This is a genomic window from Notoacmeibacter marinus (assembly GCF_002238045.1).
Lineage (GTDB): Bacteria > Pseudomonadota > Alphaproteobacteria > Rhizobiales > Rhizobiaceae > Notoacmeibacter > Notoacmeibacter marinus.
In genome coordinates this window covers 349780-361812 of sequence record NZ_NBYO01000002.1, presented here as the reverse complement: position 1 = coordinate 361812, position 12033 = coordinate 349780, and the positions used below count along the sequence as shown (strand labels likewise).

At 61.0% G+C, this 12033-nt stretch carries 10 protein-coding genes; 4 read left to right on the top strand and 6 right to left on the bottom strand.

The genetic code is table 11. The features are described from left to right. Positions 1 to 3 precede the first annotated feature (3 nt). Entirely contained in the window at positions 4 to 978 is a 975-nt protein-coding gene (locus B7H23_RS09855; RefSeq protein WP_240535046.1) for an ArsR/SmtB family transcription factor, read from the top strand. Positions 979 to 1321: 343 nt separating this feature from the next. Here the strand turns inward: B7H23_RS09855 and B7H23_RS09850 are convergent, their stop codons facing one another. Both B7H23_RS09850 and B7H23_RS09845 read right to left on the bottom strand, forming a co-directional pair. After that, positions 1322 to 2575 carry an amidase gene (locus B7H23_RS09850; RefSeq protein WP_094077251.1) on the bottom strand — a complete coding sequence of 418 codons (1254 nt, stop codon included), beginning with the start codon at positions 2573 to 2575 and terminating at the stop codon, positions 1322 to 1324. After that, positions 2572 to 3498, bottom strand: coding sequence for a DMT family transporter (locus tag B7H23_RS09845; RefSeq protein ID WP_158215809.1), 927 nt, complete (start codon positions 3496 to 3498; stop codon positions 2572 to 2574). Before B7H23_RS09845 ends, B7H23_RS09850 begins: the two co-directional genes overlap by 4 nt. 144 nt (positions 3499 to 3642) lie before the next feature. Between B7H23_RS09845 and B7H23_RS09840 the strand changes: the two genes are divergently transcribed. Both B7H23_RS09840 and B7H23_RS09835 read left to right on the top strand, forming a co-directional pair. Further along, positions 3643 to 5025, top strand: coding sequence for a cation:proton antiporter (locus B7H23_RS09840; protein ID WP_094077249.1), 1383 nt, complete (start codon positions 3643 to 3645; stop codon positions 5023 to 5025). Positions 5026 to 5167: 142 nt separating this feature from the next. Continuing rightward, positions 5168 to 6949, top strand: coding sequence for a sugar phosphorylase (locus B7H23_RS09835; protein ID WP_206608887.1), 1782 nt, complete (start codon positions 5168 to 5170; stop codon positions 6947 to 6949). Between the two features lie 21 nt (positions 6950 to 6970). Here B7H23_RS09835 and B7H23_RS09830 read toward each other — a convergent pair whose 3' ends face one another. The 3 genes from B7H23_RS09830 to B7H23_RS09820 form a co-directional block, all read right to left on the bottom strand. Next, complete coding sequence (locus B7H23_RS09830) at positions 6971 to 8191, bottom strand: glycosyltransferase family protein (RefSeq protein WP_094077711.1); 1221 nt, start codon at positions 8189 to 8191, stop codon at positions 6971 to 6973. 45 nt (positions 8192 to 8236) lie between these two features. Continuing rightward, entirely contained in the window at positions 8237 to 8998 is a 762-nt protein-coding gene (locus tag B7H23_RS09825; protein ID WP_094077247.1) for an HAD-IIB family hydrolase, read from the bottom strand. Between the two features lie 83 nt (positions 8999 to 9081). Beyond that, on the bottom strand, positions 9082 to 9900 hold the full coding sequence (locus tag B7H23_RS09820; protein WP_094077246.1) for a glycoside hydrolase family 25 protein: 819 nt from the start codon (positions 9898 to 9900) through the stop codon (positions 9082 to 9084). 151 nt (positions 9901 to 10051) lie between these two features. On the opposite strand from B7H23_RS09820, the gene B7H23_RS09815 reads away from it, so the two are divergent. Beyond that, a complete protein-coding gene (locus B7H23_RS09815) occupies positions 10052 to 11449 on the top strand; it encodes a serine hydrolase domain-containing protein (protein ID WP_094077245.1) in 1398 nt (465 codons plus the stop codon). Here the strand turns inward: B7H23_RS09815 and B7H23_RS09810 are convergent. Further along, entirely contained in the window at positions 11446 to 11955 is a 510-nt protein-coding gene (locus tag B7H23_RS09810; RefSeq protein ID WP_094077244.1) for a lytic transglycosylase domain-containing protein, read from the bottom strand. The two genes, B7H23_RS09815 and B7H23_RS09810, sit on opposite strands and share 4 nt — an antisense overlap. Between the last annotated feature and the right edge of the window lie 78 nt (positions 11956 to 12033).

Here is a 12033-nt window from a genome sequence, read left to right as displayed (position 1 = left end):
GGTTTGCCGGACGATTCCCAGCTCAGTTTCCAACGATTGCTGGATACCGCCAAAGCGATGGCCGAATCCAGTCGGCTGCGCATTCTGCTGCTGTTGCGGCAGGGGGAAATGACGGTCTCGGACCTCACGGCCGTGCTGGAGCAGTCGCAGCCGCGCGTCTCGCGTCACCTCAAGCTGCTGATGGAGGCGGGTCTGATCGGCCGGTACCAGGAAGGCGCCTGGGCCTATTTTCATCTGGTCGAAGACGACGCGATGCGTTCGCTTTGCGACAGCTTGCTGGATCGGCTGTCACAGGCAGATATGCAGGCGCAGTCCGATCGGGAGCGGCTGGCGGAGGTCCGGGACGCCCATGCCTCGCGCGCCGCCAGCTACTTTGCCGCCAATGCAGCGGAATGGGACCGGATCCGTTCGCTTCACGCGCCCGACGAGGCCGTGGAAGAAGCGCTTTGCGCCGTGATCGGCGAACGCCAGGTCGAGACCCTATTGGATATCGGGACGGGAACAGGGCGAATGATCACCCTTCTCGCATCGCTCTGCCGCCGCGCCATCGGCATCGATCCGTCGCGGGAAATGCTGGCCATTGCGCGCTCCCGGCTGGAGGAGGCTGGGATCGCCAATGCGCAGTTGCGCCAAGCCAGCGTCTTCGATCTGCCGGTCGGGAAGGCGAGTGTCGATCTGGTGACGATCCATCAGGTGCTTCACTATCTGGACCAGCCAGCCCGGGCGGTGAAAGCGGTGGCGGCGGCGCTACGACCCGAAGGGAGGATGGCCATCATCGATTTCCAGTCACACGATCTGGAATTTCTGCGCAGCGAATATGCGCATTTGCGACTGGGCTTTTCCGATAGACAGATGACGGACTGGCTGCATGGGGAAGGGCTGATTGTCACCCATCGACGGACGATCGCGCCCGGTCATCGTGAACAGGGGCTTACGGTTCATATCTGGCTGGCCGAGAAGCCGGTTGAAGCTTCATAGCTCTTCGAATTTTTAGAGAGTATGACGATCGCGCCCCGTGTCTTACGGCAGAAGACCGATGATTGCGACGGCGAGGAAGACGAACACTGCGCCGATCACGACGCGATTGACCAAGCTGACCGAGATCATGATCATCTCCCTTCTCAAGTTTGGTGATCTGGAAAATAGTGGCCCATGGGCCATGAGCCTAGTGCGAAAATGTGCTGCACTGCGCACGGCTCATTATCTCGCAAGCTTATTCTCCGGCAAAGCCAGGTCAGGCAAAGGCCAGGTTATGGTGCAGTGCGGTAAAATTTCTTTTTGAATCAAACTGACCGGTCAATTTGGCTCGTCCGAAAGATGTCTACTGGTCGTGAAGCGCGGTTTCCAGTCGCGACGCCACCGCCAGCAGCATAGCGTCCTCGCCGAAACGCGCCGTCAGTTGAACGCCGAGGGGAAGCGAGTCGGCCCCATTGGCGCGGAAAGTCGCAGCCGGGCAACCCAGCAATGTCCAAAGCCGGTTGTGTTCGGCAGATCCTGTCGATGCGAGACCTGCCGGCGCGGCGCCGGTCGCCGCCGGCGACAAAACCAGATCGACTTCGCCGAAAAGATCGCGCGCGGCAAGCCGTGCTCTTCGGGCTGTTCGACGCGCTGAATCGTATTCGGACGGTTCGATTTCACTTGCCGCTTCGAGAGCGCTGCGCAGTTTTTCGCTCAACCGGTCGGGTGCGCTTCGCAATTCATGCGCCAGCGACAATGCGCCTTCATATTCCTGCAGGAGGGCATGGCAAAGGTCCGCCGCCACCATCGGTTCAGTTTCACGGACCGTTATCACGGTGTGGCCGTCTCGTTCGGCGATGCGCGCAATGCTTTCGACGGCGGCAACCATGTCGTCGCTGACCTCGCGTCGGTTGCCATCGTCCCAGATGCCGATGCGCAGCGGCTCGTTCGAACGTGGTCGGTCGAGCGGGCGCCCCGTCAGATCGGTGGCTGCAGCGGCGACATCTTCGATACTGACGGCGAAGAGGCCGAGCGTATCCAGCGTCCAGGAAAAGGTCTTCACGCCGACGGTCGGGATGAGCCGGAAGCTCGGCTTGTAGCCGGCGACGCCGCAAAAGCTGGCGGGCCGGATCACCGAACCGCCGGTCTGCGTGCCGATGGCAAGCGGAACCATGCCGGCCGCGACCGCAGCGGCTGAGCCGGAGGACGACCCACCCGGCGTATGGGCATGATCGTGCGGATTGACGGTCGGGCCAGGATGGAAGAAGGCGAATTCCGCGGTCACGGTCTTGCCGGCAATATGCGCGCCCGTGCTTCGCGCCATGGCGCAGATCGAGGCGTCGGCCGCGGGGCGGTGCCCGTTATAGATTTCACTGCCGTAGGATGTCGGCAGTTCCGCCGTATCGATGATGTCCTTCATGCCTATGGCAATGCCGGCAAGGGGACCGGTAGCAGCAGCATCGCGTTCCAGCATTGCCTCGTCGGCCAGTGCGGTGAACGCATGGATATGACCGTCCGCCATCGCGATGGCGTCGTGCGATGAGCGGATGGCTTCGGCGGGTGTCAGATCGTGCGAGGCAATGGCGTCGCGGATGGCGCGGTAGGACTGCGTTTTCATGGCACCGGCGTAACCCGCCGCGTTCGTTTTTTGAAGAGGCGACCGTCGATCATGAGGAGGCCGAAGGAGATGAGTGCGAAACCCATCCATCCATTGGCGGTCATCGTCTCGCCGAAGAGCACTATGCCCGCCAGAATCGCACTGACCGGAATGAGGATCGTGACGAGTGAGCCATTGGTCGCTCCGGCTTTCGCGATCAGGTTGAAATAGAGGAGATAAGCGCCGGCCGTCATTGCGGTGCCGATCGTGATGATCGATGCGATGGCCGCGCCGTCATCGCTGATCAGTCCGCCGGGTCCAACGGTGAGCAAGGCGGCGATCATGACGAGAACGCTGGAACAAAGGCACTGGCCGGTAGCGATCAGGACTGGCGGCAGATCACCAAGACCGCGCGCCAAATTGGCGCCGAACCCATAGGAGATTGCGGCGCCGACGAAGCAGGCCATCGCCCAGGGCGGCCCGCCCAACCCCGATAAGGCGGCCGGTCCGATCAGAACGGCGACGCCGAGGATACCCATTGATATGCCGGCGAGTTTCATGCCTTTCAACGTTTCATTGCCGAAGATGAAGGCGGCGATCAGCGCCGTCCACAGCGGGGTGGTGGAGTTGAAGATCGAAGCGAGGCCAGCGCCGATCACGGTCTGGCCGGTGCTTATCAGGAAAAACGGTACGGCGTTGTTAAGAACGGCAAGCAGAAGTAGGCGCGGGCCATGCGCGATCAGAGGATGCAACGAAAGCCCGAGCCAACCACAGATGACCAAGAGAGTGAGGGCGGCGATGGAAAGGCGCCACGCCACCAATGCAACCGGTGCAAAACCCTGCAGTGCCGGCACGGTCAGAATGAACGTTCCGCCCCACAAGATCGAAAGCAGAACAAGCTGGGCCCACTGACCGGTGGTCATCGTCGGGTCGGATGGTTGCATCGAGGGTCGTCTCACATGATCGGTTCGTGGTCTTCTTGCCTCTTGGCCGGCGCGGCGACCACCCGAAAGCCGATCGCGCAAAAATAGTGAGACAGGCATTGGCCCGCCATATCATCTTGCCGCGATCCGCGATAATTTGCGTTTATGGATGAACATCATACCGCTTTTCCGCTGATCGACGTCGCGTTGGTCATTGCCGTCGCCACGGTGCTCGGCCTTGGGCTTATGCGTATGCGCCAGCCGCCGCTGGTCGGCTTCATCCTTGCGGGCCTGCTGATGGGGCCGACGGCGCTCGGCTTCATCCGCACATCGGAATCGGTGAATGCGCTGGCCGAGATGGGTGTGTTGGTTCTGCTTTTCTTCATCGGCCTGGAGATATCGCTGAAGGCCTTCGTTTTGAGCCTGCGGCCTGCGGTTCTGATCGCTTCTGGGCAATTGGTCGCAGGCTTGCTTGTCGGTTTCATCATCGCCTGGGCGGGCGAAGCAACCACGGCGGAGGGCATCGTCCTCGGCTTCATCATCGCGCTGTCCTCGACCGTCGTTGCGATGAAGATGCTCGACGATATGGGCGAACTGCGCGGCGATGCCGGACGGATCGCCATCGCCATCCTGATCGCACAGGACATCGCCGTCGTGCCGATGCTCATCATTGTCGGTGCGCTCGGGCGGGGCGAGGCTTCTATCCTGCTTCTCATCGTCAAGGTGTTTGCGGCAGTGACCGTGCTGGCGCTCGTACTCTGGTATCTCGGCAAGCGCGGCAAGCTCCGCCTGCCGTTTTCGTCAGCCATCGAAGGCAATGTGGAGATGCTGGCCCTTGGCGCACTGGCGCTCTGTTTCGGCGGTGCAGCGGCTTCCGGTTACAGCGGTCTGTCGCCCGCCTACGGCGCGTTTCTGGCAGGTCTCCTGCTCGGCAATTCGACGCTCCGGGCGCGGGTGATTCCGGTGATCGAACCCATACAGAGCGTCTTGCTCGTCGTCTTCTTCCTGTCGATCGGCCTTCTCATCGATCTGAACTATATCTGGTCCAACCTCGCGCTCGTGGTCGGCACGTCGCTGGCCGTGATCGCGGCGAAGAGCTTGCTCAACATCAAGCTGCTGTCCCTGACGGGCCATAGTCGCGAGACCGCGCTCATCGCGGGACTGTCGACGGCCCAGATCGGCGAGTTCTCCTTCGTTCTGGCGACGGCAGGTCTGTCGGCCGGTGCGCTAGGCTACGATTTCTATCGTCTGGCGATTGCCGTCACCGCCGTCACGCTCCTGGTGTCGCCGGCCTGGACCTTCCTGATGAACCGGGTGGATAACATCGCTACGGAAGGTTACTGGCACTACCGTGAGGGTCTCCAGATGTTCCGGGCCGAGGAGCGGGCGCGTCGCGGTCGGCGGTTCTACGGCATGAAGGTGCGCTGGCGGGCCGGTCGCTATGCCGTCCGCAAGCGCCAGCGGGACTGGCGCGAAGCACGGGAATTGAAGCGGCAGGCTCGCACCAGCCAAGTATCGCACCATTCTGACCCCGAAGATCACGCATAGCAGCCATTCCGGGTTCATACAGACGTGACCTTCGAGGAAAGTTGAGCATATTGTGTGCAAACCCGATGGTTGACCAAGAAAAGCGCAGACTGGCAAAGCCTCTATGGACGAAGCGATAAGAACAGATCAGGCAAGTGACGCCGTGGATGATGAAACAGCCTATGACGCTTCGCTGAAGGCGTTTCCAACGCTGCTCGTGAAGCGGCTGGTCTATCATCTGTCCTTCATCTATCCGCGCCACGATGCCGACGATCTCACGCGCCAGGTTCTGGAGGCCTTTTGGCCTGCGGACAAGCGTGTTCTGTGCCGCCCGCAACGCCGTCGCCTCTCGGCACCGCCATGGAGCGAGCGCGATGCGATTCTTATCACCTATGGCAATTCTCTACAGGATTACGAGCATCCGCCCCTGCATATCCTTGACGACTTTCTGACCCGCCATCTTGGAAGCGTCATCAACAGCGTTCACGTGCTGCCCTTTTTTCCGTGGACCAGCGATGACGGCTTCGCGATCGTCGATTTCACACGCGTCCATTCCGAACTCGGCACGTGGGCAGACATGCGACGCATTGCCGGCCATCACAAATTGATGGCCGATCTCGTGCTCAACCATGTCTCGGCGCTGCATCCCTGGTTCGTGCAGTTCCGGCAGGGACAGGAGCCGGGCTGCAACTATTTTCGAACGGTAGAGCCTGGAACGGATGTGTCGGAGGTGGTGCGTCCCCGTCCGCAGCCGCTCTTGCAGGCTTTCGAGACCGCCGAGGGCGAAAAGCATGTCTGGTGCACCTTTTCGCGCGATCAGGTCGATATGAACTTCGCCAATCCGGACGTGCTTATCGAGTTTGTTCGGATCATCCGCCTGTTCATGGACCAGGGTGTGCGAACCGTGCGCCTCGATGCAGTGGCCTTCATCTGGAAGGAGATCGGCACGAAATGCGTCCATCTTCCCCAGACGCATGAGATCGTCCGTTTGATGCGCACGCTTGCCGATTACAGCCGCGAAGCGATGGTCATCATCACCGAGACCAATGTGCCGAACCGCGAGAACATCTCCTATTTCGGAGCCAGCAACGAGGCGCATGCGGTTTATAATTTCGCGCTGCCGCCATTGGCCCTGCACGCGCTGACGACAGGCGATGCCCGCCAGCTCACGCTCTGGCAGCGTCATCAGCCGCCGGCGCCGGCCGGCAGTTTCTACTTCAATTTCACCGCCAGCCATGACGGGATCGGTGTGCGCGCCGCCGAAGGCTATCTGACCGACGATCAGGTGGCGGAGATGATCGCCGCCGTTTCTGCCGTCGGCGGCCAGGTCTCGATGCGCGCCATGTCGGACGGCTCGGAACGACCCTACGAAATCAACGTATCGCTGTGGGATGCGATGAAGGCCGGGCCCGGAGGACACGCTTTCCGTTTCGAACGCTTCATGGTCAACCAGACGATACAGATGGCGCTGGAAGGCATTCCAGGAATCTACATTCATTCGCTCCTGGCGACGCCCAACGATGAAGAGCGGATGGAGAGGACCGGCACCAAGCGCGCGCTTAATCGGCATATCTGGGATTACCGCGACCTCGAAGACCGGCTCAGCCAGCCCGACAGCGATCAGTCGAAAGTATTCGCGGAGATGAAGCGCCGGCTCGCCATTCGCACCCGTCAGCCGGCCTTCCACCCCAATGCCACCCAAATGACGCTGGATCTCGGCCCGGGCCTGTTTTCGCTATGGCGTCAGTCACGCGATCGAACCCAGTCGATCCATGCCATCCATTCGGTCAGCAACGAGGTGCAGACAGTCGAACTGAATCGTCTCAATTTGATTATGGACGAACCGGTCCTCGATCTGCTGTCGGGCCGCCGCTATGCAGAAAGCGACGAGACGATCGAGCTTGCGCCGTACCAATGCGTGTGGCTGGCCAACCGACGGGGCTAGGGCCGTCGGCGCGACCATTGGCTAGACGTCGTCCATATCTTCCTTCACGGCCTCGGCAAGGTCGTGGAAGATATTGGGATAGGCCGATTTGATACGCCGCCAGTTCGGAATGAAGGGTGTCGATGAAGGGTCGCGCAGAAAGGTCTCTCCCGCTTCCATGATATTGCCAGCGAAAAGCTCGACGGCCTTTTCCTCGCGGTGGCGATCCACGCGCGCGCCGTTGAACAGCGCATCGGCGGCATAGGCTTCGATCATGTCGAGCGCGGTCCGGTAATAGCTGGCCTTCAGGGCTCGCAGCGTGCTGTCGCTGATGATCACGCCTTCGGTTGCCAGCTTGCGCAGCACGGCCTTGACGATATCAATGCTCATACGCGACAGGCCGCTGGTAGCGTCTTCCTCCGACAGGTCCTGATGCTTGTGATCGTAGATGTCTGCAATGTCGACCTGGGCGATCTGCGCCTGATTGGCATTGCGACGCACCTCCGACAAAAAGCCGATTTCCAGACCCCAGTCTGACGGGATACGGACCTCCGGCACGATGTCCATATTCATGGCGAACTCGCCGGATAGCGGATAGCGGAACGAGGAAAGGTAACGAGTGAATTTGTGCGGGCCGATCACCATATCGAGCGCCTGCAGAAGCGGTGTGACAAGCAACCGCACGACGCGCCCGTTCAGCTTGCCTTCCGCAACGCGCGCATAATAGCCTTTGGAGAAGACGAATTTGAAGTCCGGATTGATCACCGGGTAGAGAAGGCGCGCCAGTAAGGCCCGGTCGTAGGTGACGATATCGCAATCGTGCAGCACCAACACCTCGCTGCCACGCGGCACAGCCTGCGCGTAACCCATCAGATACCAGGCGTTTCGTCCTTTGCCGAGCTCGGTCGGGGCGACGTTCTCGCTCGCGAGTTTCTCGTGAATGGCCTGCATGCGCGGGCCGTCGTTCCACAGGACGCGGTGGTGCTGAGGCAGACGCGAGAAGAAGTTCTTGGCGTAGCGATACTGTTCTTCGCTGGCCCGATCGAGCCCGATATAAATGTTGTTGATCCACGGCATCTCGACGAGAGCGTCCACGATCTTTTCCAGCGCCGGGCCTTCCAGTTCGGAAAAGAGCGATGGCAGAACCAGGGTGACCGGGCGGAATTTTGCGAACCGCGCCACCTCATCGACGATACTGTCCTCGTCGCGCCGAGTGACATTGTGAAACGTGGTGATCGCACCCGTCTGGTGGAAATCGCTCAAAATCTGCACTCCTGTCCGGCCATCGGTTTTGGGCCTGCCGGAAACTTATGGGCCTTGTTCGTCCAGAATGGTCTGGATGGCTTCGTTCCAGCCCATAGGGCCGGGCTGTGACGTTCGAATGACCCGTCGATCCGCCGACTCCGCCACATCGATCCCGTCATGATCGGGATTGCGAACGATGATGGCGATATTGGCCGCTTCGAGCATAGCCCGGTCGTTGAGCGCATCGCCGAGCGCGACGAACGGCGGTTGCGCCTTCAATTCGTGGGCGATCTCGCTCATGCGATCAGCCTTGCTATGACGGCCATTGGCGAGAGTCAGAAACCGGCCTCCCTTTTTGGCCGAAATGCCGAGCCGGTTCAATGCGTCGAGGAAATCTCGCAATTCGTCCGCACTTCCGTCGAAAAGGCCTGGCTCGGTAAACTGCCGCTGGCCGGCGAGCCTAGCAGCCTCCGATGACAGACCGGTCGCTCGTGCAATGCCATCTTCGCCCATATCGGCAAAGCCGGTAAATTTCTTGCGCAGGGTCTCGGGTATCTGTTCGAGCCGTTCGCGGATGACAAGGTAATCCTCGCTCTGAGGCCCGGCCTGCGAACCGGCAATCACGCCGCCGCCATTCTCGACAATGGCCGGGCCGTCGAGGCCGATCCGCTCCATAAGCGGCACAACCTCCGCCGCCGTCTTCGACGTTGCCGGCACGATGGGAATAGCTGCCGCCCGCAACCGCCGTATCGCCGGCAACGCGGCATCGAACGCATAGCTCGAATGGTCGAGCAGCGTTCCATCGAGATCGGTGAAAACAATCATGGCCCGGATTATATCGTCGCAGGTTCCGCCTTCCAGACGACGCCCGACGATTTAACGCGCCGCGCACATGAAAGTCGCGCCACTCAGCTGTTTTTGACCATCCATTTGCGGAAGTCGGCAGGCGAACCCTGGAAGACGTTGATGTCGGCGGGTGTGCCGATGCCTGGCACCTTGCCCGTTCCGGTATATTGCCAGAAGGTCCAATGCTGGCCTGGATATTTCTCCGACGGATGGCCGGCGGTGGACCGCAGCCAGAACTGAACGCCCTTCATGCTGCCCAGATCGTTGTCGTGATAGAAGTCGACGGTTGTGTAGACGATCGGTACCTGACGGTAGTGCCGACTAACCTTTGCGATGAAATCCCGCAGCATTTTGCGAGCCTGCGCGGGTGGCACTTTCTTGGCGCATGTCGGGCTGTCCGGGTTCCACTCGGCATCGAGCACGGGTGGCATCGCCCCTTTCTCGCGAGGCACATTGCGTATGTACCAATCGGCCTGCTCGCTGCCCGAGCGGCACCAATAGAAGAAGTGATAGGCGCCGCGCGGCATGCCGACGGCCTTCGTCTTCGCCCAGTTCTCGCGAAACCGGTCGTCGAGCCGATCGCCGCCTTCCGTCGCCTTCAAAAAGGCAAAGCCGATCCCGGAACTTTTGACGCGCGGCCAGTCGATCGTGTTCTGGTATTTGGCGACATCCACCCCGTGAACCTGGTGATGCCAGGGCGTGGTGCCGGTAAAGTCGTAGGGATCGTGATCGCCGAACCGCAATCCTTTCGAGGAGCTGCGCGGCACCTCGGCCAGCGCAAGGACCCCCGCAGTGTCGGTCGACGAGCAGCCCCCCAGCGGGACCGAAAGCAGCAGGGTGCCGAGAAAGACCGCAAGGGCGCCGCGTCGTTTGCCGATCATGTGGAATATCCGCCGAAATGAGGTGAGCTGACGTTGGGTTTTACTTGCCGAGATGCACTTTGCCGGGTTTCCTGTCGACCGGAGTGAGGAAGACGCGGCGGCCATATCGAGGATTATGCTGCGCCGTCACGGTTAAGAGAAGGTAACGAATATGCGCCTGTTCGCAAAGATCGGGCTGGTTCTAACCGTGCTGTTGCTCGCCGGCATCGCCTTTGTGGCCATCCGCCCGCCGGACCTTCTGCGAATCGGTGGGGCCTATGTGGCCAAGATCACCTGCTCAAGCGTCTTCGTGGCCAATCGCGATCGGCAGGAGGTGGTCGATGTCGATATCTTCGCGCCGGAGAATCCGCTTCTGAACCTGATGCGGGTGACCATCGACGACGAAGCGCAGACCGTATCGGCCGCCATTTTGGGCTTTGTGGCCGAGCGGACCGCGGTTCACCGGCCGGGTTATGGCTGCACCGTTCTGAACCGGCAGACGGCGCAGACATTGAAGGACCGCCCACTGCCGCCGCGCCTTTCCATCGAGCGTGACGATGTGGCGGCCGAATGGCCGGCAGGCGAGCGCGTGGGATCCAATATCGATCCTGCGCTCTCTGCTTTGCTGAACGACGATGAGTTGGCGGGCGAGGGGATGCGCGCCCTGATCGTTGTTAAAAACGGGCGCATCGTCGCGGAGCGATATGCCGAGACGATTCGGCCGGGCACGCCGCTGATCGGCTGGTCGATGACGAAGTCGGTGACAGCGATCCTGACCGGGCTGATGGCGGACAGGGGACTGGTTTCCTACGATCAGGATAATCTGTTCGAATCGTGGGAAGGAGACGCCCGCGCGGCGATCACGCTTGGCGACCTTTCGGCCATGGTGCCCAGCCTTCGATGGGACGAGGGCTACGCCACCGTCTCCGATGTCACCCGGATGCTCTATCTGCGTGGCGACATGGCAGGGTTCGTTGCAGAACAATCTCTCGTGCCCGGTGCGCGTCCCGGCGATATATGGGAATATTCGACCGGTTTCTCCGTCGCCCTCATAACGGCTCTGATGAATGCGTGCGACAACCGCGACGAAGCGTTGTCCATGCCGGACCGGCTTCTGTTCGAACCGCTCGGTATCACGACTGCAACGTTGGAGCTTGACGAGGCCGATCATTTTGCCGGTGGCTCCTATCTTTACATGGCGCCGCGCGACTGGGCGCGGATTGGCTGGCTGCTTGCGGATCGCGGCCGGTGGAACGGCCGCCAGCTCCTGTCTCAGCGCGCGTTAAAGTGGCTATGGGAGCCTGTGTCGCAATCGAATGGCGACTATCGACAAGGCTCGATCTGGCGTGTCGGGGATGGTCAGATGGGCGACAATACGCCAGCACCGTCAAACGGGACCTTTCCCGATCTGCCGGACGATACGGCATGGATGCTCGGCCATGACGGGCAGTCCATGGCGATCGTGCCGTCAGAAGAACTGGTGGTTCTGCGGATGGGGCTGACGCCTTCCAGCCGGAACTATCGGCCGCAACACCTTGTGACCAGAATCATCGGTGCGCTGGACGATTAGTCTTTATCGCGACATCTGCGCAGACCGGTCTCGCACAGCATGCCGCGCCGCTTGGCGACGTAGTAATAGCCGGATGCGTAGAGCCGGACTGCGCGCTTTTCGCTGCCATTGGCGAGCAGCCACGCCCCGCGCAAATAGCGCCCGGCATATTCCATGTTGGTCGCAGGATCGAGAAGACCGGAAGCGGAGCCGCGGTAACCCATGGTCCGTGCGGTATCGTGGCGAATCTGCATCAAACCCCAATAGGGACCGTTGCGCGCCTTGGGCCTGTAGCGGCTTTCCCTCGTGACCACCCGATGGAGCAACGATTCCGGTATGTTGTGCTTGGCCGCGTAGTAGGCGATCAACGGCTCTAACGAGTCCCGTCCTGACGCGTTGTCGGCAAGCGCGGGCGGCACCTCGGCAACGCGAGTAGACATGCCCGGCGAACTCTGCCGTGCCGTATTCGTCGTGCATCCAAGAAGCACCGCCGACAGCAATGCCGCAACCAACGTTTCGCGCATCATTTAGAGGGCGTCTCCGCAGCCTGTTCCATGTGCGAGACAAAGGCTGCGATCGCGCCCTTTCTATGGCGAGGCGACGAT